The organism is Achromobacter sp. Bel, assembly GCF_012928505.1.
GTDB lineage: Bacteria > Pseudomonadota > Gammaproteobacteria > Burkholderiales > Burkholderiaceae_B > Achromobacter.
Genome location: NZ_JABBJN010000008.1, coordinates 16,225 through 39,269 on the forward strand (window position 1 = coordinate 16,225; position 23,045 = coordinate 39,269).

The 23,045-nt window shown below is 62.5% G+C and carries 25 protein-coding genes and 1 pseudogene; 9 read left to right on the forward strand and 17 right to left on the reverse strand.

The window, feature by feature from the left end:
- Positions 1-94 precede the first annotated feature (94 nt).
- Complete coding sequence (locus HG262_RS07310; RefSeq protein ID WP_169270391.1) at positions 95-1,582, reverse strand: protein adenylyltransferase SelO; 1,488 nt, start codon at positions 1,580-1,582, stop codon at positions 95-97.
- Complete coding sequence (locus tag HG262_RS07315; protein ID WP_169270392.1) at positions 1,579-1,950, reverse strand: DUF2069 domain-containing protein; 372 nt, start codon at positions 1,948-1,950, stop codon at positions 1,579-1,581. Before HG262_RS07315 ends, HG262_RS07310 begins: the two co-directional genes overlap by 4 nt.
- Before the next feature lie 17 nt (positions 1,951-1,967).
- Between HG262_RS07315 and HG262_RS07320 the strand changes: the two genes are divergently transcribed.
- Together HG262_RS07320 and HG262_RS07325 are read left to right on the forward strand one after the other, a co-directional pair.
- The gene (locus HG262_RS07320) at positions 1,968-3,281 is read left to right on the forward strand and encodes a YihY family inner membrane protein (protein WP_169270393.1); all 1,314 of its coding nucleotides are present in this window, start codon (positions 1,968-1,970) and stop codon (positions 3,279-3,281) included.
- Between the two features lie 37 nt (positions 3,282-3,318).
- A complete protein-coding gene (locus HG262_RS07325; RefSeq protein ID WP_169270394.1) occupies positions 3,319-3,777 on the forward strand; it encodes a CBS domain-containing protein in 459 nt (152 codons plus the stop codon).
- A 59-nt stretch (positions 3,778-3,836) separates the two neighbouring features.
- On the opposite strand, the gene dusA is transcribed toward HG262_RS07325, so the two are convergent.
- Entirely contained in the window at positions 3,837-4,853 is a 1,017-nt protein-coding gene (dusA, locus tag HG262_RS07330) for a tRNA dihydrouridine(20/20a) synthase DusA (RefSeq protein ID WP_169270395.1), read from the reverse strand.
- 185 nt (positions 4,854-5,038) lie between these two features.
- Here dusA and HG262_RS07335 point away from each other — a divergent pair, with 185 nt between their 5' ends.
- Both HG262_RS07335 and HG262_RS30965 read left to right on the forward strand, forming a co-directional pair.
- Positions 5,039-6,007: a homoserine kinase gene (locus tag HG262_RS07335; protein WP_169270396.1), complete on the forward strand. Its 969-nt coding sequence runs from the start codon at positions 5,039-5,041 to the stop codon at positions 6,005-6,007.
- 63 nt (positions 6,008-6,070) lie between these two features.
- Positions 6,071-6,874, forward strand: a complete 804-nt coding sequence (locus HG262_RS30965; RefSeq protein ID WP_248293273.1) for a BPSS1780 family membrane protein — start codon at positions 6,071-6,073, stop codon at positions 6,872-6,874.
- 236 nt (positions 6,875-7,110) lie between these two features.
- On the opposite strand, the gene HG262_RS07345 is transcribed toward HG262_RS30965, so the two are convergent.
- Genes HG262_RS07345 through HG262_RS07380 form a run of 8 tightly spaced genes read right to left on the reverse strand, consistent with a single transcriptional unit; the run spans position 7,111 to position 15,318 of the window.
- Positions 7,111-7,980: a type II secretion system F family protein gene (locus tag HG262_RS07345; protein WP_169270398.1), complete on the reverse strand. Its 870-nt coding sequence runs from the start codon at positions 7,978-7,980 to the stop codon at positions 7,111-7,113.
- A 46-nt stretch (positions 7,981-8,026) separates the two neighbouring features.
- The gene (locus HG262_RS07350; RefSeq protein ID WP_169270399.1) at positions 8,027-8,872 is read right to left on the reverse strand and encodes a type II secretion system F family protein; all 846 of its coding nucleotides are present in this window, start codon (positions 8,870-8,872) and stop codon (positions 8,027-8,029) included.
- Positions 8,869-10,566, reverse strand: coding sequence for an ATPase, T2SS/T4P/T4SS family (locus HG262_RS07355; protein ID WP_169270400.1), 1,698 nt, complete (start codon positions 10,564-10,566; stop codon positions 8,869-8,871). Before HG262_RS07355 ends, HG262_RS07350 begins: the two co-directional genes overlap by 4 nt.
- 4 nt (positions 10,567-10,570) lie before the next feature.
- Positions 10,571-11,905, reverse strand: a complete 1,335-nt coding sequence (locus HG262_RS07360) for a pilus assembly protein N-terminal domain-containing protein (protein WP_248293282.1) — start codon at positions 11,903-11,905, stop codon at positions 10,571-10,573.
- Positions 11,906-11,931: 26 nt separating this feature from the next.
- Entirely contained in the window at positions 11,932-12,783 is an 852-nt protein-coding gene (gene cpaB, locus HG262_RS07365) for a Flp pilus assembly protein CpaB (protein ID WP_169270402.1), read from the reverse strand.
- Positions 12,780-13,526, reverse strand: a complete 747-nt coding sequence (locus HG262_RS07370; protein WP_169270403.1) for a hypothetical protein — start codon at positions 13,524-13,526, stop codon at positions 12,780-12,782. The genes cpaB and HG262_RS07370 overlap by 4 nt, the downstream gene beginning before the upstream one ends.
- A complete protein-coding gene (locus HG262_RS07375; RefSeq protein WP_169270404.1) occupies positions 13,523-14,158 on the reverse strand; it encodes a pilus assembly protein in 636 nt (211 codons plus the stop codon). The genes HG262_RS07370 and HG262_RS07375 overlap by 4 nt, the downstream gene beginning before the upstream one ends.
- On the reverse strand, positions 14,155-15,318 hold the full coding sequence (locus HG262_RS07380; protein ID WP_248293274.1) for a hypothetical protein: 1,164 nt from the start codon (positions 15,316-15,318) through the stop codon (positions 14,155-14,157). The genes HG262_RS07375 and HG262_RS07380 overlap by 4 nt, the downstream gene beginning before the upstream one ends.
- A 9-nt stretch (positions 15,319-15,327) precedes the next feature.
- Between HG262_RS07380 and HG262_RS30970 the strand changes: the two genes are divergently transcribed.
- Entirely contained in the window at positions 15,328-15,516 is a 189-nt protein-coding gene (locus HG262_RS30970; protein ID WP_248293275.1) for a hypothetical protein, read from the forward strand.
- A 44-nt stretch (positions 15,517-15,560) separates the two neighbouring features.
- Here HG262_RS30970 and HG262_RS07385 read toward each other — a convergent pair whose 3' ends face one another.
- The gene (locus tag HG262_RS07385) at positions 15,561-15,827 is read right to left on the reverse strand and encodes a hypothetical protein (protein WP_105559780.1); all 267 of its coding nucleotides are present in this window, start codon (positions 15,825-15,827) and stop codon (positions 15,561-15,563) included.
- 322 nt (positions 15,828-16,149) lie between these two features.
- Positions 16,150-16,395 (reverse strand): annotated as a pseudogene (locus HG262_RS30975) (hypothetical protein); the annotation flags it as partial.
- A gap of 70 nt (positions 16,396-16,465) precedes the next feature.
- On the opposite strand from HG262_RS30975, the gene HG262_RS07395 reads away from it, so the two are divergent.
- On the forward strand, positions 16,466-16,759 hold the full coding sequence (locus HG262_RS07395; protein WP_169270406.1) for a hypothetical protein: 294 nt from the start codon (positions 16,466-16,468) through the stop codon (positions 16,757-16,759).
- A gap of 847 nt (positions 16,760-17,606) precedes the next feature.
- Positions 17,607-18,209, forward strand: a complete 603-nt coding sequence (locus tag HG262_RS07400; protein WP_169270407.1) for a type VI secretion system-associated protein TagO — start codon at positions 17,607-17,609, stop codon at positions 18,207-18,209.
- A 275-nt stretch (positions 18,210-18,484) separates the two neighbouring features.
- On the opposite strand, the gene HG262_RS07405 is transcribed toward HG262_RS07400, so the two are convergent.
- A complete protein-coding gene (locus HG262_RS07405) occupies positions 18,485-18,727 on the reverse strand; it encodes a hypothetical protein (protein WP_169270408.1) in 243 nt (80 codons plus the stop codon).
- A 181-nt stretch (positions 18,728-18,908) separates the two neighbouring features.
- Here HG262_RS07405 and HG262_RS07410 point away from each other — a divergent pair, with 181 nt between their 5' ends.
- Entirely contained in the window at positions 18,909-19,376 is a 468-nt protein-coding gene (locus HG262_RS07410; protein ID WP_169270409.1) for an acetyltransferase, read from the forward strand.
- A gap of 116 nt (positions 19,377-19,492) precedes the next feature.
- Here HG262_RS07410 and HG262_RS07415 read toward each other — a convergent pair whose 3' ends face one another.
- On the reverse strand, positions 19,493-19,915 hold the full coding sequence (locus tag HG262_RS07415; protein ID WP_169270410.1) for a DUF3995 domain-containing protein: 423 nt from the start codon (positions 19,913-19,915) through the stop codon (positions 19,493-19,495).
- Between the two features lie 219 nt (positions 19,916-20,134).
- Entirely contained in the window at positions 20,135-20,317 is a 183-nt protein-coding gene (locus tag HG262_RS07420; RefSeq protein WP_169270411.1) for a hypothetical protein, read from the reverse strand.
- A 410-nt stretch (positions 20,318-20,727) separates the two neighbouring features.
- Here HG262_RS07420 and HG262_RS07425 point away from each other — a divergent pair, with 410 nt between their 5' ends.
- The gene (locus HG262_RS07425) at positions 20,728-20,907 is read left to right on the forward strand and encodes a hypothetical protein (protein WP_169270412.1); all 180 of its coding nucleotides are present in this window, start codon (positions 20,728-20,730) and stop codon (positions 20,905-20,907) included.
- Positions 20,908-20,952: 45 nt separating this feature from the next.
- Here the strand turns inward: HG262_RS07425 and HG262_RS07430 are convergent.
- A protein-coding gene (locus HG262_RS07430; protein WP_348984370.1) for an IS3 family transposase occupies positions 20,953-22,094 on the reverse strand; the annotation gives its coding sequence in 2 pieces (ribosomal slippage) (positions 20,953-21,842 and positions 21,842-22,094; 1,143 coding nt in all).
- Between the last annotated feature and the right edge of the window lie 951 nt (positions 22,095-23,045).

The window sequence follows — 23,045 nt, forward strand, 5'->3', positions numbered from 1 at the left end:
AAAAAAACTGCGATATTTCACTCTCTTTCAGCGCTTTTTCACGTAAATCACAAGATTTTGGTATGCGTTTTCTTGCGATTGGCGTCCAACGCCATTAAGAAGAGCAACTGACTTCAAGGCTGCCCGCCCAATCCGGAGGCAGTCCCGCATAGCGTTCATACCCTGGCTGCGCCGTAAAGGGCGCGCGCAGCAGCTTCATCAGCGTATCGATTTCGCTGGCATCGCCGGCTTTCGCCGCCCGGATCGCCTCTTCGGCCAGATGGTTGCGCAAGACATATAGCGGATTGACGCGGTTCATGGCCTGCGCCGTCTCCTCGGCAGGCCGGCCGTCTTCTGCATGGCGCGCCAGCAGGCGGTCCAGCCAGGCGGCGGCAGCCGGACGGTCGATAAACAGGTCCTCGAACGCGCTGCGCTGCCCTAGCACGGCATCCGCCAGGCGTCGCCACGACAAGGTGAAATCGGCCTGATTGGCGTCCATCAGCTTTAGCAGATCGTCCAGCAGCGCCTCATCGGCCGGACGCCAGGCGGCCAGTCCCAGCTTGGCGCCCATCCGATCGTGGAAGGCCCGGGTGAAAACCGCCTCGAATTCGTCCAGCACGGCGCGCAGGCCTTCTACATCCTGCACCAGCGCATGCAGGCTGCCGCCCAGCCGGTACAGGTTCCATAGCGCCACCGACGGTTGCCGGTTCCAGGAATAGCGTCCTTCCGAATCCGAATGATTGCAGACGTGCCCCAAGCGGAAGCCGTCCATGAACCCATACGGACCGTAATCCAGCGTCAGGCCCAATATGGACATGTTGTCCGTATTCATCACGCCGTGGCAAAAACCTACGGCCTGCCAGTCGGCCATCAGCAGCGCGGTGCGCCGCGTGACCGCGCGCAGCAGATTGATATAGGGCGCGGTCTCGGTCAATGGTTCGCCGGCGGGCGATTCGCGACATTCCGGATAGAAGCGATCGATGACGTAGTCCGCCAGCGTCTTCAGCAATTCCGGCTGGCGGCGCGACGACCAATGCTCGAACGAACCGAACCGCACGAAGCTAGGCGACATCCGCGTCACGATAGCGGCGGTTTCCACTGTTTCCCGCATGACCGGATCGTCCGACACCACCAGCGCCAGCGCCCGCGTGGTGGGGATGCCCAGCCCATGCATGGCTTCGCTGGCCAGGTATTCCCGCACCGAGGACCGCAGCACGGCCCGGCCGTCGCCCATGCGGGAGTACGGGGTCATGCCTGCGCCCTTCAACTGCAGCTCCCATCCGCCGTCAGGCCCTTCCACTTCGCCCAGCAAATGGGCGCGCCCATCTCCCAATTGGCCGGCCCATACGCCGAACTGGTGCCCGCTGTAGACGGCCGCCAGCGTGTCCCCGCCGGGCAAGGGCTGCGAGCCCGAGAACACGGCCAGGAACGCCGGCGTGGACAGCACAGAGGGGTCCAGTCCGATCAACCCAGCGGCGTCGGCATTGGCGTGAAGCAGGCGCGGATGGTTCAGGCCCTGCGGGGTCAACCGCGTATAGAACGCCGCGGGCAATGCCGCGAACGTGTTGACGGCATGCAGTTCGGACAAGGAATGGGCGGTCATGCGCGTTGGCTCCTGGCGGCCCGCTTGGCGGGGCGCACATAGAAAATGGCGCTAAGGAAGAAGGTAGCCGACAGGACGATCTCGCCCCAGGCCATCATCACCGAGAGCGGGGCGGGATCGGACATGGCGCGCACTGCGCCCTCCATCAGATACAGCAGCGACAGCATCGACGCCCACTGATACGTATAGAGGTTTCCACGCAGGATGCCACGCAGCGGAAACGCCAGCGGCAACGCTTTCAACAGCAACCAGGAACCGCCCGGCCGCACAGGCGCCACCACGGTTTCCCAGGTGACGCACAGGACGATCAGGGCGAACAGTGAAACCGAGGCCAGCAGGCGCAAACGGGGGTTGAGTTCAGGGTTCATGCTGCTATTATCGCCTGATGAATCGCCCCGCCGAGCCTGCCGCCGCTACGCCGGCGGCCACCGAGCCCTCGACCTCGCGCTCTTCATGGGCCGCGCGGGCCGGACGCGTCTTCCGGTTCACCGCACAGCGCGCCAACGAAGAAAAGCTGCTGCAGGTCGCCTCCAGCCTCACTTTCACCACGGTGCTGGCCATCGTGCCCATGCTGGCCGTGGTGCTGTCGTTGTTCACCGCGTTTCCGGTGTTCCAGGAGTTCCGGGTCGCCCTGGAAGACTTCCTGACCAACAGTCTGATGCCGCCGTCCGTCTCGGACAACATCATGGAATACCTGAACCAGTTCGCGCGCCAGGCATCGCGCCTGACCGCGATCGGCGGCGCATTCCTGCTGGTGACGTCGCTGCTGCTGATCATGACGATCGACCAGGCGTTCAACGACATCTGGCACGTCTCGCGGCAGCGCCCCTTGCCGCAACGGGCGCTGGTGTACTGGGCCATCATCACGCTGGGGCCGGTCCTGGCCGGCGCCAGCCTGTGGGCCACCTCTTTCGTGGCGCGCGAATCGCTGGGACTAGTGGCGGACGTGCCCGAAATCGTCAGTGTCGCGATTTCCTTCATCCCCCTGCTCCTGACCGCGTTGGGCTTTGCCGCCCTGTTCGTCGTGGTGCCCAACCGCGAAGTGCTGTGGCGCGACGCGCTGGTGGGCGGCTGCGTGACGGCCATCGTCCTGGAAATCATGAAATCGGGATTTGCGTACTACCTGACCCGGTTCCCCACCTACACCATCATCTACGGGGCGTTTGCCACCCTGCCGATCTTCCTGCTGTGGATCTACCTGTCCTGGCTGGCGGTGTTGCTGGGCGCCACGCTGGCCTCAAGCGCCCCGCTGATCCGGCTGGGCCGCTGGGAAATCAACCGCTACCCCGGCGCACAGTTCGTCGACGCCCTGGACGCGTTGCGCGCCCTGCGCCGCGTGCAATCCGCCAAACCTCCCGGCCTGCCCGCGAACGAGCTGGCCTCGCAACTGCGCCTGCATCAGGACGAATTGAACGAGGTGCTGGAAACCCTGAACACGATGGGCCTGGCGACCCGCACCCCCGAAGACAACTGGGTATTGACCTGCGACGCGCGCGACACGTCAATGGCGCCCGTCGTGGACCATTTCCTGCTGGACCGCAATCAGCCTCGCGTCCGCCGCGACCCCGAGATATTGCGAGTCGCTTCAGCCGTGATTTCCCAGCAAAATACGCCTACGCTGGAAGAACTGTGCGGAGAAGCGCAGAATACCGAAAATAGCGTCGCTCCAATATTGCAATTGGAAGCGAACAAGAATTAGCAAATGCATTCGGGCGTAGTCCGCCCAGGAGGAACCGATGTTGAAGGTCAGCGAAATTTTGCGCGTCAAGGGCCATACGCTCTATACGGCGTCGCCGGACATGCCTGTGTCCCAGGCCGTGCAAACCATGAGTGAGCAGGACATAGGATCGCTCGTGATCATGGAGTTCGGCACCCTGACCGGCATGCTCACGTTCCGCGAGATCATCCGGCACATGCACGCCCATGGCGGCGCCGGAGAAACCACCATCCGTTCCATCATGGATGACGCGCCGGTCAGCGTGTCGCCCAACACCAGCGCCGACGAAGTACAGCGCCTGATGCTGGAAAAACACGCGCGCTACATCCCGGTCATGGACGGTCCGACGCTCATGGGCGTGATTTCGTTCTACGACATGGCCCAGGCCATCGTGGCCGCCCAGCAGTTCGAAAACAACATGCTGAAGGCCTACATCCGCGATTGGCCCACGGAAAGCGCCGAACCGGCCAAGTCCTGATCCTTCCCTGGCCAGCCTGCGCGGCACCCGCCGCGGCGGAGCTTATCCCCTTCTGGCCCTTATACCCCTGCCGGCGCCGCTTCAAACGCGGCGCCACGCATTTCCGGCGCCTGCCGTTGGCTGCGCCAGGCGTCGTAGATCAATTCGGGGTTATTCGCGGCAAGCAGCGCCGGATCCGACAGCATGCGGCGCCAGCGGCGCGCGCCCGATTGCCCGTTCACCAGGCCCAGTAGCGGCCGCGTCATCACGCGCAACGGTACGCCCTTGGCGACTTGGCGCGCCGCGTATTCGGTCATGGCGTCCACCACTTGCGCGTCACTGGGCAGCCGCACGGACGGCCACAGCTGCAACGACACCTCTGACAGCACGCGCGGCGTATGCCAGGCCGCACGGCCCAGCATCACGCCATCGAACTCGTCCGCGGCGCGGACAGATTGATCGGCATCGGCAAGACCGCCGTTCAGCACGAACGTGCAATCCGGGAAGTCCAGCTTCAACTGCTTGACCACGTCATAGCGCAACGGCGGGATTTCGCGATTGTCCTTGGGCGTCAAGCCCTTGAGCACCGCGTTGCGGGCATGGGCGATGAAAACCCGGCATCCCGTGTCGTAGATCTTGCCAACGAAATCCCGGACGAACGCGTAGGATTCCTCGTAGTCCAGACCCAGGCGGTGCTTGACGGTGACGGGCATGTCCACGGCATCCTGCATGGCTTTCATGCAGTCCGCCACCAGTGCCGGTTCCGCCATCAGACAGGCGCCGAACGCGCCCTTCTGCACGCGCTCTGACGGGCAGCCGCAGTTCAGGTTGATCTCGTCGTAGCCCCACTGGCGACCAAGCTTAGCGGCCTGCGCCAGCGCGTCCGGTTCGCTGCCGCCCAGTTGCAGGGCCACCGGATGCTCGGCTTCGTCGAAATCCAGATGACGCGATACGCTGCCGTGCAGCAGCGCGCCCGTGGTGATCATTTCCGTATACAAGCGTGCGCGAGGCGCCAGCAGCCGATGGAAATAGCGGCAATGGCGATCGGTCACGTCAATCATCGGGGCGACGCACAGCCGCCAGTCGGGGGAGTCCAAGAATCACTCTACAAAACAAGGGGATGCGGTATTTTACGAGCTTACCGGCATTATGTCCGGCAGAGGCGTGCGCCCGCCGGTAGCCAATCATCGTAACCCCGCCCGCTATGTGGTCTAAAATTGCGCCGCCGCCGCCGTACCGGCATGGTCGAGCGTCCGTTAACCCCCTTGCCCCCTCTATATCAATGGCCGTATTCACTCCCGTATCCGACGACGACGCGCGCGCCCTCCTGGCGCAATTCGACCTGGGCGAGCTGGTCTCGCTTCGAGGGATTACGGCCGGTATCGAGAACACCAACTACTTCCTGTACACGACGCGCGGCGAATACGTCCTGACCCTGTTCGAAGTCCTGACGCACGCCCAACTGCCGTTCTACATCGAACTGATGTACCACCTGGCCCAACGCGGCATCCCGGTGCCGCAGCCCCAGAACCTGCGGGACGGCACCCGCCTGACGACGCTGCACGACAAGCCCTGCGCCATCGTTTCGCGCCTGCCGGGCGGCTACGAACCCGCTCCGGGCGCCGCCCATTGCGCCCTGGCCGGCGCCACCCTGGCGCGCGCCCACCTGGCCGCCCAGGACTTCCCGATCCACCAGCCCAATCTGCGCGGCCTGTCCTGGTGGCTGGAAACATCGCCCAAGGTCATGCCTTTCCTGGATGCCGGCCAAGCCGGATTGCTCCAGTCCGAACTGGCCGCCCAGCAAGCCGCGGCAGCCACGCCCGCCTGGCAGGCATTGCAGACCGGCCCGGCCCATTGCGACCTCTTCCGGGACAATGTGCTGTTCGCCGGTACATTCGAAGACCCACTCATGGGCGGCATCATCGACTTCTATTTCGCCGGCTGCGACACGTGGCTGTTCGACGTGGCGGTCAGCGTCAACGACTGGTGCATCGACCGCGACACCGGCGAATTCGTCCCCGAACTGGTGCAATCCTGGCTGGCCGCCTACGCCCGCGTACGCCCGTTCACGGACGCCGAACGCGAGGTCTGGCCAGTGATGCTGCGCGGCGCCGCGCTGCGCTTCTGGATATCCCGCCTGTACGACTACTTCCTGCCCCGGCCGGCCCAGACACTCAAGCCCCACGACCCGCGGCACTTCGAAAGAGTGTTGCAAGCACGCCACCGCCCGGGCTTGCCAATATTGCCGTAACCGTTATGCCCCCCATAATGGGGTTAGCGCGTCCCTTTTGAGAGATCACCCCTTTAGAGAGCCATGCAAGCAGCATTCCTACCCGCGACATCCGGCTGGCATTGGGTTCGAGACGGCTTCCGTCTGTTCCGCAAGCAACCTCTGGCCATGTTCACCTGGGCCATGTTCATCAGCCTTTTGGTCGTCTTCGCCAGCGCGACGCCTCCCGTCGGACCGATTCTGGTCGTGGCGCTCATGCCCATCATCACCCTCATGACGCTTTCGGCGTGCAAGCACGTGGATGCCGACCGCGTCATGCTGCCGTCCATGTGGGGCAAACCCCTCAAGCAGCCCGGGGTGTTCAGGAAGCTGTTCCTGATGGGCCTGCTGTATGCGGGCCTGAGCATGGTGGCCGGCCTGCTGACCTTCCTGCCGTTCATGGATTCGATGGCGGAAGCCTACCGGATCGCTTCCGTCGAGCGCTCGCTGGACCCCATCCTGATGGCCATGCGCGTGCCGCTGACCATTTTCGCGATCATCTATGTCGTGATCGCAGCCTTGTTCTGGCATGCACCGGTGCTGGTGGCCTGGCACGGTCTGCGCCTGATCCAAGCCCTGTTCTTCTCGGGCATTGCCTGCTGGCGCAACAAATGGCCCTTCCTGGTGTATGGCGCCACCTGGGCCCTGGTGTTTCTGTTCATCGACCTGTGCGCGGGCCTGCTGGTCACGATGGGCCTGTCGCCCCAGTTCGCCGGCACGTTGCAGATCCCGTTCAACATCGCGGCGGGCGGCGTTCTGTATTGCAGCTTCTATCCTGCCTATACCTCCGTGTTCGGCATCGATCGCGCCAGCTCGCATCTCGACAACGGCCACAGCGCCGAAGCATAAGGCAATGCGGCAGGGCGCCAACGCCCTGCGCACCCCGATCACCCGCATTTCCCGCGACACGAACGCCACATCGATGGCGTAGCGCATACCGAAGGTATGCACGCTGGCGCAGGGCATCAGCAGCATGCCGGACCGCCACCCGGGCGGCCGGCGCCCAAGCAAGCCACGCATCCGACCGCACCAGGTCGACACTCGCACAAGCCTCAAACGGTCTACCGGCAACGACGGGCGGCGGTTCATTGCACGCTTTGGAGCAGTTGGATGGCGATCGGGAACGCCAGCACGATGAATGTGCAGGGAAATATGCACCCGATCAGCGGCAGCAGCATCTTCACCGGCGCCTGCATGGCCAATTGCTCCGCCCGGACATGGCGGTCGCTGCGGCATTGCGCGGCCTGGGCGCGCAGCACCGGCCCCAGGCTGATGCCCAGCGATTCCGCCTGCGCCAAGGCCGCGGCCCAATTCCGCGCTAACGGGCTGTTGCAGCGGTCGGCCAATGCCTTGATCGCCGCGGTTCTTGAGACTCCTGCCCGCATCTCCGCCAACGCGTCCGCCAAGCCGTCTCGCAACGCACCGCGCGGCCCGCTTTGCGCCGCCAGTTGCAGGGCGCCCTGCACGCTCAACCCCGCCTCCACGCACAGCGTCATCATGTCGAATACAAAGGGCAAATCCCTTTCGATGCTGCGACGGCGCTTGTCGCCCAGGCCGCGCAACCACAGCGCGGGAGCCACGCCGGCCGCCACGGACGCCGCGACCATCCAAGGTGCCCAGGCGGACGGCGCAGGATCGGCAACCGCCAGAACGGCCGCGGCAAGGCTCCCTGCCCCAACGGCGGCGCTTGCGCACAACGCCGCCATGTGGGCGTAGCCCACGCCGGCCGGCAACGCGGCTTGCTCGATCGCCCGCGTCAGCCGGATGCGCAAGCGCCAGGAACACAGCGGCCCCACCCACGGGGCGACCACCGACACCCAGGGCCAGGCGGCTCGCCACCACCACGGCAACGAGGCGTCAGCATCCTGCTTGTTCCGCAACAACGGGCGCAGCGCAAACCACGCCAGTCCGCCGGCGCCCAATGCCGTCGTCAACATGCTCAATTGCAACCACATCGCGGCCTCCCTCTCCTATCCACCCCTGGGCTCCATCGCCACCGAATCAAAGGTCGATCCGGATGATGCGCCGGATCAGCACCACTCCCGCCGTTTCCAGCACCGCGATAATGGCCAGCACGCCCCACCCCATCGGGGTATGCCACAACAGCCCCATGATCTCCGGCTCCAGCCGGTCCAGCACGGCCAGCAGCAGCAAGGGCAGCGCGCCGACGATCCAGGCTTGCAGGCGCCCCTGGGACGTCAGCGCCCGCAGCTTCGCCTGCAACTGCAATTGCGCCCGCAAGGTCTGTGCAATGCTCTCCAGCGCCTCGGCCAGATTGCCGCCCGTCTGCGCGGCAATCCGCATGGCGGCGACCACCAGCGATGTGGAATCCGCCGGCATCCGGGCGTGCAGGTTCTCTAGCGCGGCATCCCACGGCACGCCCATGCGCTGCTCGCGCAGCATCAGGCCGAACTCTTGCGCCAACGGTGCGCCGCTCTGCTCCACGATGTGCCGCAAACCGGTCGCCAGCGCTACGCCAGCACGCAACGCCGAAGCCAGCATCAACAATGCCATCGGCAGTTGCTGTTCGAAGCGGTCCGCCCGCCTGCGTCGCAACCGGTCGACCGTCCAGCGCGGCACGCGCGACGCCAGCCCTGCAGACAGGGCGGCGACGACGACGCTTCCCGTCACGGACAGCGCCAGTCCCGCCGCAAGCACGGCGCACGCGACGGCGGTGGCCCAGAGCTGCGCCGGATCGATGAACAGGAACACCTCGCTCAGGCGAACGCCCGCATCCTGGGTATAGAACTCCCGATACCGGCGCAATGCGGGCGCGAACCAGCCCTGGGCATGCCAGGCAAGAATCGCCACGCAACACATCGCGCCCGCCCCCGCCAACCAGATCATGGCAAGCCCTGTGCAACGTTCGCCGGGCCTGGACGGGCGCCGCCGCTCTCCGCAAACCAGGCGGGGTCCAGCGGCACGCCTTCATCGCTCCATTCCCGCGCGAAACCGGGCAAGGCGCCGCACCCCAGAAATCCTGCCGCGCGGTCGTACCGGAACAATTCCAGCAGCTGGATGCGCCCGCTTTCCATGCCCGCGACTTCGACGATCGACATCACCACACGCCGCCCGTCCGCCAGCCGGGCTTGTTGCACCACCAGATCCACGCTGGCGGCAATATGCTCGCGCACAGCCGACAAGGGCAGATCCAGGCCTGCCATCAGGATCATGGACTCCAGCCGGCCAAGGGCATCCCGGGGAGAATTCGCATGCAGCGTCGTCAACGAGCCTTCATGCCCGGTGTTCATGGCCGTCAACATGTCAAAAGCTTCGGCCCCCCGGCACTCACCGACGACAATGCGGTCGGGCCGCATACGCAGCGCATTGCGCACCAATTCGCGAATATCGATATGTCCTCTGCCCTCCTGGTTGGCGGGCCGCGCCTCCAGTGCCACCAGATGATCATGGTTCAGCCGCAACTCCGCCGCGTCTTCGATAGTGACGACGCGCTCACCGTCCGGAATCTCGTTTGAAAGGATGTTCAACAGCGTCGTCTTGCCGGATCCGGTTCCACCGGACACCACCAGGCTCTTGCGCATCCGGACACATACCGCAAGGAACTGCGCCATGCCGTCGCTTAGCGAAGACGCCGAGATCAGGTCGGCCATCTTGGGCCGGCGCTGCGGAAACTTGCGGATAGTCAGGCTTGCCCCTTTCATGGCGACAGGCGGGATGATGGCGTGTACGCGCGATCCGTCCGGCAACCGGGCATCGACCATGGGCGAGCTCTCGTCGATGCGCCTGCCCAGCGGTGTCACGATGCGTTCGATCACCCAACGCACGGATTGCTCGCTAGTGAACGCTGCGGGATGCCGCCATAACCGCCCGGCGCGTTCGACGTAGATCTCGTCGTAGCGGTTCACCATGATTTCGGTAATGTCCGACGCCGCCAGCAAGGGTTCCAGCGGGCCCAGGCCGACGGCCTCATCCAGCACCTCGCGGCATAAGGCCGCCCTGTCCACATCGGACGACAAATCGGGATCCGTGGCGACGATCTGGGTCAGCAGGCGTTCCGCTTCCGCACGCAACGAGCCATCGCTCATGCCCGCCACATCACGTCGGCGCAGGTCCAAACCGTCCAGCAGCGCCGCGTGCAATCGCCGCCGTTCTTGAAGCCGTTGGGGCGCCACCGGCTGCGCCACCCTTGCCTCGCGCGAAGAGACCGCGGCGGACGAATGCTTGGCCGCGACAGGCAGAAGGGCCGCATGAGCCTGAGCATCGGCCATCGGCGCCGATGCCGGCGATGCCGGCGATGCCCATTGCACCCTCAAGCGGCAAGGGCCGATCAGGATGTCGTCATCCGGCAGTACGGGCGCATGACGCACCACCCGGGCACCGTTCACCATCGTGCCGCCCAACGTGCCCAGGTCCTCCAGGACAATATCGGCATCCTCGCGCAATAGGCGGGCGTGCTGTCTGCCGACCCGCCAGTTCGCGATGCGCAGACCGCACTGTGCGCTCCGCCCGATCAATACCGGCGCCGCGGCCGCCAGGCGGCGAACGCCCGCATCCTCGAAAGTCATCTCAATCTCAAGCATCGCCTTACTCCCGAAGAAGGGTTCGAGCCACGTCGTCGCGGGCAGCCCATTGGGAACCGGCGCCCGAATAAGGATCCCAACCGCCTGCCGCCGACGGCACCGCGGTGCCCAAACGAGGCGGCTCCGGAAACGTCGAATCCAGCACCTCCCGCCCCCGCCGAATCCGGTCCGCCATCGCGGGTTCGCTTTGCGACACGATCTTGGGGGTAACGAAAATCGCCAATTCGGTTTCGCGCTGCTGATAGCGGCGCGATGCAAACAAGGCGCCCAGAATGGGAATGTTCTGCAGCCACGGCAGCCCGTTGACCTCCTGCCCTTGCTCTCGCGACAGAAAACCGCCGATGACGAGCGTGTTGCCCGACCGCACGTTGAATTCGGTGGACGCGCGCCGCGTGCGCAACGCGGGCCCCCCCGCCACGCTAAGCGAGGCATCCACCGAACTGGCCTCCACCTCGATCAACGAGCGGATGACTCCGTTGCGGTCGATGCGCGGTGTAATGTTGAGCGATACGCCATACGGTTTGAACAAGGTCGTGGGATTGCCGCGCGAATCTGTCGACACATATGGCACTTCCCCGCCTGCCAGGAAGGTCGCGCTGGAGCCGCTGCGCGCCAGCAGTTGCGGTTGGGCCAACATCACGGCTTCGCCGGTTTGCGCCAGCGCGGCGATTCGGGCGGACAAGAGCGCATTCACGCCGAAATAGCCCGCAGCCGACGATACCGGCCCTGCGGTCTCGATCACCGACTCGCCCGGCCGGGTCATCCGGCCCAGCGCCCCGGCGTCCCAGGCCAGGCCCGCGTTCATTCCCCCTTGCGTCATGCCATCCCAGCGCACGCCGAATTCGCGCAGCCTGGAGGTGGGGATCTCGACCACCTGCACGTCCAGCAACACCATGCGGTCCCAGCCCACCTGTCCGGTGAAGTCCAGCACTGCGGGGTACCGTTCAGCCAAGGCGGCGATACGGGAGCGGTCGTCGTCGGACAAATCATCGCCTTCGATCAGAATGCGTTCGCCCACGCTTGTACTGCGCGCGCCCGGGATGCGGGCAAGCAAGGCCTCGACCTCCGCGCGTAAACGCGGCGCGCCTGCGGCGACGACTCGCATTTCATAGGCGGTCGTCCTCCCCTTCGCGGTCCAGACGTGCACCGAAGACACGCCTTCCGCGCGGGCGAAGATCACGACATCACGCCCCTCCGCCGCCACGGCGCTCAGCACTTGCCCGTTGCCGATAGCCACTCTTTTCACGCCGGGATGCGGCAGTACGCGTGTCTCGCCCACTTGAAGCTCCAGCACGTCCATTTCGGCCCACGCCACGGGCGCCCACAGGCACAGGCCCATCGCGCCGAGGATCAATACGATACGTCTCATGGCCGCCCCGCTTCGAAGCCGGTCATCGCGGTATGACCGGCGGGCACGACAAGGGCTTGCGCGTCCACCCGGTCCCCGTACAGGATGGTCACGCCAGGAATCGGCTCAGGCTCGGGATCCAGCCCGACAAGCGACGCCAGATCCGTCTGGGCCGACGCCTTCACCGCCGCCGCATCGTCGCGGTGACGCAGCATGGCGGTCAGCGAGCCCGCCTGCCTGGCCGCGATAAAGCGTACCGCTTCCTCCGGATCGGCAGCCAACGTGATGTTGCCCACGCCTGCGCCGTCTGAGTCGGCCTCTGTCCCCACGGTCAGCACCCGCATTCCCTGCAGCAACGGAACGGTGAGCTCGCGCTGGCGATGTGAAAAACTCACATAGATATCGATCAGATCGCCAGCACGCAGCATCTCGGCCAAGCCTCCGAGATCACCCGCGGCAACGGTAAGCGCCCGTTGGCCGGACTGGAGCCTTGACGCCAGCGCAGGCGTCGGGGCGATGAAGGTAAGGTGCGTCTTCAACAAAGGCTCCCCGTACGCCACTTCCGCCTCCAGGGTCGCGCCGAGCAGGCTGCCCAGATCCAAGGGATCCAGACTGGCGCTGGACGCCCACTGCACGGGGATCTCACGCACGGCCAGATGCATCTCTTCCAACCGGGTTCCCGCAGGCAAGTCATAGGCCGCGACCAGGCGTTCGACGACCGGCGTGCGGGCTTGCGCCTCCAGCGCCTGTACGCGTTGCTGCACGTGCTCGCGCACGGCCCACGCCGACACCAGGCCCGCGGTCAACGCCAGCCCATAGACGCCCGCGCGGCGCAATCGCTGCACGCCATGGATAATCAGCGCCCTCATGACGCCCAACCCCTGACCCGCAAGCCGCTGCCGGCATCCAGGGGCATCACTGAAATCCGCAGATGGTGGGTACCCCGTGCCCAAGACTGCGCCATGCCTTCACCGGCCTGACGCCGCCATCCATCCCGCAATAGGCGTGCGTCCACCACGGATGCCATCCGCGCCGGCGTGAACGCATGCTGCCAGATGCGCTCAGTCACCCTGACGCCCTCGTCCATCACGGTGAAATCCAACCGCAACCGTGAGCCTTCCGGCAACCAAGCAGGTGCGGAAAATGCCCCACGCGATGCGTGAGACGCGGCCGGGATGCGCAGCGACGAAATACTGCCGACCGTGCGTCCGGCACCGGCATCCTCCATCTGTGCCACCCATTGCTCATCACCGATCGTGCCGGAAAGGATCAGTTGGCCGGGCAGCACATTCAAATCAACCAACCCGGGCTGCTGCCCAGACAGGTGACGAATCAAGTCCGGCACTTTCATCGGCACGTCAAATACAAACACCTCGGCCGGTTGCCCATATAGCGACAAGCGATCAGCCAGTCGCACATGGCGCGCGCCATCAGGAAACCGCAGCCGGCTTAGTAACGACGAACCGGGTTTCGCCCCCGCTCGATCATCCGATGCCGGGGCGGCTGTCAGCGCCGTGGCGCCCACCATCAAACCGCCAGCCAACATCAACCGGCACGAACCGCCAAAGGCGCGCCCTGTCCACCGGAAGCAGGCAAGCTTGCATGCGTTCATCGGATCTTTCCTCCACGTCTGCCCAACCGGTCCGAAGGCACCACGTCCTCCCATGCCGACAACCAGTCCGTCGACACCGAGGGCCTGCCCCAAGCACCATCCATGCGTTGCACAAGTGCCCCCACCCGACGCGCCTGCGTCAACGAGCCACGTTCCACCTGCCGCCAAGCCGTGGGCGCATTGGCGATCCGGCGACGCGCGTCGGCATCCCCATAGGCATGCCCGGCGCCAATCACCACCCGGGTCTGGCGGGCAATCGACGGGGCCAACACGGCATCGACGCGTAGCGGCGCAGCCTGTGCCTGCACCGACAACAACTGCAATTCCGCACCAAACCATTCGTCCTGCAAGGCGCTCAGCCGAAGCGGCGCGATGCCCTGCAACGTCTTGCCCTGCGTCGTCAGTACCGTGGACGCGCGAGCCCACGAAGGCGCCAGCGGCTGCCCCAACGCGCCCGACATCACCGCCTTGCGGCTGGCCTGGGACATCTGCTGCGCCAAGAATTGCAGACTGCCGATGCCGGCGACCGCCCAGATCGTTACCGCCATCAGCGGCAACAGCAACAATGCTTCCACCATGGCCTGGCCTTGCTGGCGAACGATGTGCCGTTTCCTAGCCCGCATCCTCGTCATGGCGACCTCCTGGCAAGCAGAGCTTCCTGGGAATTGACAGCGGACAAACGCGCTTGCCAATAAGGCCGAAACAACGTGGCCAATTCGCCGCGCCCGTCGGCGCGTTGTTCGGGCCGCAGGAAATAGGTCTCTGCGGCGCTGGTTACCGTGATAGCGTCCGCCCGCCCCACACCGGCATAGCGGAATCGGCCGGTCGGCGACGCCAGCGCACTGTCCCCGTCCGTGGTTTTCAGATGCGCGCCCCCAAGACTCACCCCGACAGCAAAACGCAGAGGATCTTTCACGCGCGATGCGGCAACCTCGCGAAAAGCGGGCAACCCACCGCCTGGCCATCGCTGCGCGGATGCCATCGCGTAGGAATTCGCCATGGGATTCGTAATGCCGCTAAAAATGTCCCACGACGTCGATTGCTCCACCCACCGCCAGAAATCTTCCTGCGAAAAATCAACGGGAGGCGCTTCGACGTATTCCATGCCTTCAGGCGCCTTGCTCTTCTGGCCTTGCGTGGTGCCCCAGCCCATGGCGTATTCCCGGTAGTAGCAACCGATCCAGCGATTGGAGCGCAGCGCATGAAACGACTGCGTGTCCAAGGCCCCCCAACGGCCATCCGGCCCGAGCCACGTCGATCCGCGACGACGCAGCTCATGCCGAAAGAACGGGCAACGCGTGCTGACCGGCCATGGATTGCGCCGCGTGTAGTTCCTTTTCTTCAGAAACCCATAACGCTCCACCGCCTGCTCAACCGCGGGCCGCAGGCCCGATTTGCGCGTGGCGGCGCTGCGTTCGATGAACCCGGGCCAGGTATCCGACAGCATCTGCAACCTCAACCCTTGCGCGCCGGCGTCACCTTCCGAGCCGTCTTCCGAGAAATTGGCGGCAAGCACCTTGCGCATGACACGGTCGCGGGATGCCGGCAGTTCCGTCATGGCGGACGCCGCAGCCGTTTCAAGAACCTGATACACGACACGATCATGTTGCGCAAAAGCGCCCGCCAATCGTGCCTCGGCGTCCGGCAGCGCCTGACCCGCCCGATAGGCCAACCCCATGTCGGGGCCGAACAGCATCGCGATCAAGCTGACGGGAGGATTGCCACGGTTGCGCTGCGACTGCAACGTGCGACCATACTGCGCGGACGCCGCCAGCGTGACCAGATGCGCCATGGCGACTTGATGGGCGATCTGGGTCCGGTTGACATAGGCGATGGCATTCAGCGCGCGCGCCTGCTCAAGCGCGCCGCTATAGGCAGCCGCATCCGCAGCGTGCGTCAGCCGGACCCTGCCTTCGACCGTCTGGCCCAGGTTGTAGAGCACAACCAGGGACGCCACGGCGACCGCCGCGATCAGCATGCCCAAGACTAAAGCTTGGCCATGCTGACGGGCACATTGCGTACGCCCACGCCGTGTCACTTCGCATCCGCCGCATTGCCGGTAAAGGACTTGAGCGAACGCGCCTTGGTCTGGGCCGCGGCCTTCTGCGCCGCCTGCTGCGCCGCGCGGCTTTGCGTGCTGCCATCCTCGCCCGCAAGTTCGCGGGCCATGGCGGCGGTTTGCGAACGCACGACTTGCCCGAAATATTGGTAGACGGCGATTGCCGCCACCGCCACCAGCGCGACGACCACGATGTATTCGGTCATGCCCTGGCCCAACTGACGCTTACGAATGCCCCACATGTCTGCTCTCCGATGCAATGAATGTGGGTCTCAGTGTCGGCGTGGCAGGCAGGGGCGACTATTCGCGGATGCCGAGGCGGGCAAAATGGGCACGGGTGCATTGACTCGCCGGAATACCGCTTCCGATGGGCCCAGGAAGGCCCGCCCGCACGCCCCGCGCCAGGAGGAACGCGGGACGAACTCCGAGGCGGAAAATCTTGTAACCCACTAATTTTCCAGGGTTTTCCCTATTGCCGAGGCCCTACCCCGGCAGTAGATTGGAGTTGCCGGGCTGTCTGACACCCATCGCGTGCGAAGCCGGGCAGGAGCGCCTCAGACTCATCTAGAGCTGGGGCGCTCTTCCGTTTCTGCGCGGGTTTCGGCACACAGGTTTCGCACGCGCTAGAATGCGCGAGCCCAAGGTGGCGTTGGCCTCGCCCGAGAACATGCCGACCAGTCCCCCACCTATCGTCACGCCCAGTCCGATGGCCAACATCTGGATCATCGAGAACAAGCTGTTGCCGCTGGCCGCATCCCGCTTGCTCCAGCCTTTCCGGGTCACGCTATTCATGGCTGGAAACTGCATGGAAATCGGCATGGCAATGGAATGACCCCGTTTTTTGTGGAATATACTGGATATACAAACAGTATTTTCCATTATGCCGTTCAAAGCTCCCCTTACCCACGCCGACCTGCGCAACATCCGCGAGCGCCAGCCCTGGAACGCCGACGTCATCTCACTCCTATGGGAGGTAAAACGGCTGCGGTCCGTGCTGCTGCGCGCCTACCAGTTGTCCGCCGACCTGAAGCGGCCAGGCGGCGTGACAGGCGAGCTGTACGACGATTTCATGAAAGGCTTGCGGGATGAACCCTGTGTCCAGGAACGGGACGGGATGGCGACATCACTGATGGAAGCGCCCGACAGGCTAAGAAAGGGAATGGCACCACGCTAGTCGCCGCCAACCGGCTTTGGCATTCCCTGATTCAAACGCTCGGCGGCTGCGTGCTTTACCGCTCTTCCCCATACCCAAAGGGCCAGCGCCGCTTGTTCGGCTCGGGAGACGGTTTTTCGCTACTCATGATCGGCCTCCAATTTTTGAATATCGGAATCCTAGCTGCTTAGTTGTAACAGCAATGTAAGGGTTCGCAATGATGCTCTTCCGTAGGGGACCTCCGTGTACAACGAGCGTCAGAAAACGAAACAGCCGTCATTGCGAGCGGCTGCAGAAACCTGAATTCGCGGATTTCCTTAGCGGGCAACGTTACTTTGACGCCGCTGCACTCTCCTTGAGGTTCTTTAAACACCCCTTGTAGGCGAAGGCGTCGACCTTCGAAACCGCTCGTGACTTGGCCTCCGGCGTTGTATATAGCGGATACTCAAACACGAGTTCCACAAAAATCTGAAAAATACCTTAAGGGTCCTTTTCGGCCATGGCAAGCTCCATCAGATCCGACATAGGCGCCCCCTCTTGTCTTAGGTTCATCATGGATCGGGCAATTCTCGCAAGACCCTTGCACTCCTCCAGATCCTTTGCTGATAGCAGCGCCGTATGGCCAACTGAAAAGACCACTACTGCCGCAATAGCCGCCCCCCCCCCCTTTTTAAGCCTGCCCGCCCCTTTCTATTCCATGTCGCGCCGATACTAACGGATTCCTGAAAATTCATTTTCGACCCGTTCCGCGAGTCAGCGGCCGCGTTATGATTCAGAGCCAAAACGGACTAAGTCTGTTTGTTTGGCGCATTACTGGCCGATAAAGCACAAGCCGCTCTTGAATGGCTCTTTAAATTAGGGTACCTAAATGAGGAAATCAGTTCTTCTTGCTTCGCTATGTATGCCATTCCTGGCCTACGCCGTAGAGGACAAGGACATCGCAGCATGCGCCGCCATGTCGAATACCGTCTCAAGACTGGCGTGCTACGACCTGATGGCCGAAAAAAACAAACTCGCACCCTCTACAGAAAGAACCACGGGTTCCGGCCCGGGGAAATGGGAAACATCAAAAGATGTGGATCCCCTTAACGACAAGGAGATTCACTTCGCGATGCTTGACGCCGATTCTGGCAGAGGGAAGTACGGTGGTCGTGTTTCCATGATGGTTCGGTGCAATGACAACAAGACCGAGATGTACATCAACTGGAACAGTTACCTTGGGTCTAGCACGACGAGAACCACATACCGTATCGATAAAAATCCCGCCCAGTCTTCCAGCTGGAGCCTGTCCACCGACAAGAAAGCCGCATTCTTTCCAGGCTCACCGATAGCGTTACTGAAGCAAATGGCTGATAGCCAGACCTTTGTGGCTAACATAACGCCATACAATGAAAACCCCGTTACTGCGACCTTCGACACCCGCGGAGCAGATTCGGCGTTTCGCGACATTCGGGCATCGTGCAAGTGGTAGGAAAGTGCCTAGCCCACTGCGATGAGTCCGAGGCGGTAGAACCCCGCCACCTTTGAACTGGGATTGTCTCTCCTACCAAGACTGCCGTAGGGAAACAATCTCCATATAGCGAAAAGATGCGAGCCACCTCCCTGGGTGGCTTTTTTTCATTCAACATTGACAGATCAACGCTATCCTCAGGATGAAGGTATCAGACTGAGCCAACCCAAGTCCCCGGACACCCGAAGCCACGATCATCATCGCCCAGAAGGGCCACCAAGAAAGGGGAAGTCGTGCTAATCGTCGTTCGGCGAAGCCGCCCTCTGGATCTCGTCCCTCATTAGCGAATTCGCGCAAGCGATGGCCTCGTTGGGGCTTTCGTAGGAACTGTCGGTGTCGTCAATGTCGGCCATGCGCTGCCCCTCAGGCCCGGAAATCTCATTGATGAAAACACCCCAGCCCGCACCATCAAGCGACTTCGAGACGCCAATGACGTATGTCCAACCATGAAACGAGCGAACAACGGAGATCTCTTTCATGTCATGCCCCTTGGTTTTTTCCCATCGTACCGCAGCCCTTCAGTCTCCACGGCAACTCCAAGGGAGCATGCCGTGTTGGTGCGCGCGTCGTCCTGGCTAACGAAAAATGGAATTTCCGATGAGAATTTCGCCTTGAAATTGCAATCTGCCTCCTTATATTCCACGTATATATAATGCGCCGATGATTACAATTCGAACTTCCCGACCCGGCGAAGGCGAACGCGCAGTTGAAATCTGGCGGGCCGCCGTTGACGCCACCCACGATTTCCTGTCGCCACAAGACCGCCAAGCCATCGACGAGATGGTGTGCAGCTTTCTCCCTCAGGTTCCGCTCTGGCTTGCCGTGGATGACAGCGGCTATCCCTTGGCTTTCATGCTCATTGACAACGGTCACATGCAGGCGCTGTTCGTTGATCCCGCTGGTCGCGGCACGGGCATCGGCGCAGCGCTGGTGCGCCACGGCCTTGCGCTCTATCCCAACATGACGACCGACGTCAACGAACAGAACGCCCAAGCAGTCGGCTTCTATGAAAAGATGGGCTTCAAGCGCACGGGCCGGTCGCCACTCGACGAGCAGGGCAGACCTTATCCTCTGATCCATCTCGAATATCAGAACTGGTTCGCACAGCCCAAGCCACCTCGGGGCTAGCTTGTGCGCTCTGAGGCTGTGCAAAGAGGTTAAGGCGAAATACGGTTGGACCACGACGCCGGCTTTTACTTCACGCCCTGACGCTGGCCGCAGGATCGCTGGCGGTCGGGATCGGCTCAGCCACGCCAAATAGTGGCTATCATGCCTGCGGCCAGCAGCATGCACAGGGGCGAGTACACCCGCGTATCCAGCCGCGCGAACGGGTCTTCGCCCAGACGCTTGAAGAACCCCACATAACGAAAGTCGCCGATGGCGCGTCCCACCAAGGCCAGCGCCACCGCGCCACCCGCCCAGCGCAACCAGGCCGGCGAAGCGTCCAAGCTCAGCAATCCTCCATTGGCCGCCGCGAGTCCGGCGAACGCCATCAGGATCACTCCCACCATGAACGTGCCCACCGCCGAAGGCCGGAACAGGGGTTCTCCATCCTTGAAGGGCAAGGCGGCCTCATGCGCCAGACGGCCTCCGAGGGCCCAATAAACATGCCACAGGGACAGGATGGCGAACACGGCGCAGGTGATTGCGGCGACAGCGACTTGCATGGGTTCTCCGAACGATGGGGATAGGCGGAATTGTGAACCAAAAAACACGCGCTCAACGTGGTGCGCTCGACGAATCGAAGCGGCGCGCGCCGTGCATGTGGAAAAAAAACCGCGGCGAATGCGCCGCGGCTTAGATGGGACGGCAGTTTCGGTTTCGCCCGGAGCACCCAAGCGCCACAAGCTTTGTCGCGACCGAAATCCATGCCGCCTACACCTGATTCAGCGCTGGTAGAAACTCGACTTGGCGGCGGTGGCGGAGTTTCCACTCCGCGGCTGCAACATAGCGATCGTCGGCTTTTTCGAACTAGCACCGCCGCTAACCGTACTGATTTCGCCGGTTTCCAACGGCTGGATCTGATGCTCGGTGTCGTCCTGTTGAGTAGTCAGTTCCATCTTTTCCATGTAGATCTCCTGCAAATCGCGGGCGAAAGAAGCCGCGCCAGCATCGGCTGAGCCTCAGCGGGGGTGCGGCGCTACCGGCGTTCAAGACGGGCGAACAACCGGATACTCAAGCGAAACCGGGCTCGGAGCGAACCTTAACAGTGGCGCGGCACCGACACATCAGTCTTTAGTCTTAGTCGAGATAACAGCTAACCGATACCCTCGGTATGAAATCCAATTCCGCTGAAAAGCGGGTTTCGGCCAGCGCTGCGGGTCAGCGCTTACCGAAGCCCATCCCGTAGGAATACCCCCCATGAACAAAGGACCGCCGTAAGCAACTGGACGCCCTGCGCCAGTCCATCGATATCCGAATCGCCTTCTACAGCGGGATGCGTCTAAGCGAAATTCTGGAGGCGGTACGCAGAGATGGGATGTTCCTGTTGGAAGACACCAAGAACGGCGAACCTCGGCACGTACCGATGCCCCCGAAGGTCCGCGCCTCGGACAAGGTGGCACCGCGCAACAAATGGAACGTGTTTAATGATTGGTTCCCGCAACGGATTCTTCCACAGGCGTCGGCAGGCAATATTCAAAAATGGTTAATACGGTGATGCGCGGCATGTCACAGCGCCATGCAGGTTGACCCTAACCCCGAATTAGTCCGGATCAGAAGTAGAGATCTCCGGCTCATTGAGGTTAGTACTTTGGCCGCTGGCCAAGTGCTGGCGCGCGTATTCAGCAGGCGCCTGCCACTTCAGCGCGGAGTGGGGACGAACCTCGTTATAGTACGTCCGCCAAGCGTCGATTTTCTCCTTGGCGTCGGCAAATGACAAGAACCAGTGGCTGTTCAGGCATTCCTGACGGAAGCGGCCATTGAAGGATTCGCACTGCGCATTGTCCGTCGGCTTGCCGGGCCGACTGAAGTCGATTTCCACCCCATTTTCGTATGCCCATTTGTCCATGGCTTTGGAGATGAACTCGCTGCCGTTATCGGTTTTGATGACGCGCGGCAAGCCGCGCAGTGCGCATACGCGACCGAGCGTCGCCACCACATCGTCACCCCACAGGTTTTGCCCAATGTCGATGGCCAGACACTCTCTGGTGTAATTGTCGACCAGAGTCAACGCACGCAGGCGGCGACCATCGAACAATTGGTCCATGACGAAGTCCGTGCTCCAGATGTCATTGATGGCTTGCGCGACCGCTTTGGGTTGGCGACGTTGCGCCGACTTATTGCGCTTGGGGCGCTTGTGTCGCAACGACAAGCCTTGTTCTCGATACAAACGGTAGACCCGTTTGTGATTATCGCGATAGCCTTCGCGGCGCAGCATCACGTGTACACGCCGGTATCCGTAGTGAACGCGCGTATGCGCTATCTCGTGGATTCGCATGACCAGCGCGCCACTGTCGCGTCGGCACGATTCGTAGCGATACAACGACCGGGAAATCATGACTGCGGCGCATGCCTTGGTCACGCCGACGCCGTAGCGCTTCATCAGATCATCCACGAGTACGCGGCGCCGCGAAGGCTTCAGAGCTTTTTTGCCAGCACGTCCTGCAACATTGCCTTGTCCAGCGACAGGTCCGCGACCAGGCGCTTAAGGCGATTGCACTCCTCTTCAAGCTGGCGCAGCCGTCGCAACTCCGAGGGACCAAGCCCGCCGAATTTCTTCTTCCAGTTGTAGAAGGTCGCTTCGCTCACGCCCATCTTGCGGCAGACCTCGGGTACGGCCGTTCCCAGTTCGGCCTGCTTCAGCGCAAAGGCGATTTGCTCTTCGGTGTATTTCGATCTCTTCACGGCATGGCTCCTATTCCATATGGTGAAATCATGCCGGATTTCTCTAATTTAGATCGGTACTAAAAACTGGGTTAGGGTCAGCATCCAAGCAGCCCCAGTATGAATGGGTGCATGCTTTACATGCGTCCAAATGGAGCACTCCAAACGAATTGAAATCGACAGCTCGGTGACAGTCCTTTCCCTTACCCCGCAATCGGTTGGAATTGAAGCCGCCCGCAACGGCTTGTTAACCCCGCGGTCAGGTGCCGCGCGTGATCGCGGCGCTCCGGTATCAAATATATACATTTAACGCCCATTTAGATATATAGAGTTTATTTTTGAATTATTAGCTTTCAAATTACCAACAAGTGGACGCATCAACTTCCCTGGAGGAGGATGCAAGCTATGCGCTCGCTTGAATATCATGGAAAGAACTCTTAACATAAAGTCCGTCCCCTTTTTAACGGCTGTAACTGACGGGACCACAAAATGTCACCTCACACAGTGTTCTTTCGGTACTCGTTCTTCGTCCCGACCATGACTCGGCCACCTCGAACACGCCTTTGTCGTAGGCTCTGCCTGGCGGCCCGCGGACTGAACCCGGCCCAGTCAGCCTATCTTTGCAATACTCAGCACGAATAGAGGCTCCCGTGACAATCGTGTTGTGCGACGCCTGCTATAGCTTGGCATCCGGTATGGCAGGGATTCCCCCCCACGACAACCTCAGATATCAAGGCTTTACTCCGCAAGGTGACTCCCGTCCTGGCGATCAGGGTGCCGTCGAACGCATCAATCACTATCGATGCATACAGTGCGACACACGGTGGCTGCACAAAATCGGTAAATGGGGCGTCGAGGACGGATTCCGTCTGGCGGTCTGATTCAACGTACAGAGCATCTCCTCACGCACGAGGACGCTCGCCCTGTATCGCTCCCGGCGATACGCAGGCCCTCTCCTGGCCCGCGACCGCA

Excerpts from the sequence above, each read along its gene's own strand:
- HG262_RS07320 (WP_169270393.1), top strand. The coding sequence starts at position 1,968 with ATGAATCGCCCCGCCGAGCCTGCCGCCGCTACGCCGGCGGCCACCGAG.
- HG262_RS07425 (WP_169270412.1), top strand. The coding sequence starts at position 20,728 with ATGTTCCTGTTGGAAGACACCAAGAACGGCGAACCTCGGCACGTACCG.
- HG262_RS07395 (WP_169270406.1), top strand. The coding sequence starts at position 16,466 with ATGCCGTTCAAAGCTCCCCTTACCCACGCCGACCTGCGCAACATCCGC.
- HG262_RS07345 (WP_169270398.1), bottom strand. The coding sequence starts at position 7,980 with ATGTGGTTGCAATTGAGCATGTTGACGACGGCATTGGGCGCCGGCGGA.
- HG262_RS07400 (WP_169270407.1), top strand. The coding sequence starts at position 17,607 with ATGAGGAAATCAGTTCTTCTTGCTTCGCTATGTATGCCATTCCTGGCC.
- HG262_RS07415 (WP_169270410.1), bottom strand. The coding sequence starts at position 19,915 with ATGCAAGTCGCTGTCGCCGCAATCACCTGCGCCGTGTTCGCCATCCTG.
- HG262_RS07360 (WP_248293282.1), bottom strand. The coding sequence starts at position 11,905 with ATGGGCCTGTGCCTGTGGGCGCCCGTGGCGTGGGCCGAAATGGACGTG.
- HG262_RS07335 (WP_169270396.1), top strand. The coding sequence starts at position 5,039 with ATGGCCGTATTCACTCCCGTATCCGACGACGACGCGCGCGCCCTCCTG.
- HG262_RS07410 (WP_169270409.1), top strand. The coding sequence starts at position 18,909 with ATGATTACAATTCGAACTTCCCGACCCGGCGAAGGCGAACGCGCAGTT.
- HG262_RS07310 (WP_169270391.1), bottom strand. The coding sequence starts at position 1,582 with ATGACCGCCCATTCCTTGTCCGAACTGCATGCCGTCAACACGTTCGCG.
- HG262_RS07385 (WP_105559780.1), bottom strand. The coding sequence starts at position 15,827 with ATGTGGGGCATTCGTAAGCGTCAGTTGGGCCAGGGCATGACCGAATAC.
- HG262_RS07325 (WP_169270394.1), top strand. The coding sequence starts at position 3,319 with ATGTTGAAGGTCAGCGAAATTTTGCGCGTCAAGGGCCATACGCTCTAT.
- HG262_RS30970 (WP_248293275.1), top strand. The coding sequence starts at position 15,328 with ATGGGCGATCTGGGTCCGGTTGACATAGGCGATGGCATTCAGCGCGCG.
- HG262_RS07380 (WP_248293274.1), bottom strand. The coding sequence starts at position 15,318 with ATGGCGCATCTGGTCACGCTGGCGGCGTCCGCGCAGTATGGTCGCACG.
- HG262_RS07375 (WP_169270404.1), bottom strand. The coding sequence starts at position 14,158 with ATGACGAGGATGCGGGCTAGGAAACGGCACATCGTTCGCCAGCAAGGC.
- HG262_RS07350 (WP_169270399.1), bottom strand. The coding sequence starts at position 8,872 with ATGATCTGGTTGGCGGGGGCGGGCGCGATGTGTTGCGTGGCGATTCTT.
- HG262_RS07370 (WP_169270403.1), bottom strand. The coding sequence starts at position 13,526 with ATGAACGCATGCAAGCTTGCCTGCTTCCGGTGGACAGGGCGCGCCTTT.
- cpaB (WP_169270402.1), bottom strand. The coding sequence starts at position 12,783 with ATGAGGGCGCTGATTATCCATGGCGTGCAGCGATTGCGCCGCGCGGGC.
- HG262_RS07405 (WP_169270408.1), bottom strand. The coding sequence starts at position 18,727 with ATGAAAGAGATCTCCGTTGTTCGCTCGTTTCATGGTTGGACATACGTC.
- HG262_RS07420 (WP_169270411.1), bottom strand. The coding sequence starts at position 20,317 with ATGGAAAAGATGGAACTGACTACTCAACAGGACGACACCGAGCATCAG.
- HG262_RS07355 (WP_169270400.1), bottom strand. The coding sequence starts at position 10,566 with ATGCTTGAGATTGAGATGACTTTCGAGGATGCGGGCGTTCGCCGCCTG.
- HG262_RS07315 (WP_169270392.1), bottom strand. The coding sequence starts at position 1,950 with ATGAACCCTGAACTCAACCCCCGTTTGCGCCTGCTGGCCTCGGTTTCA.
- HG262_RS30965 (WP_248293273.1), top strand. The coding sequence starts at position 6,071 with ATGCAAGCAGCATTCCTACCCGCGACATCCGGCTGGCATTGGGTTCGA.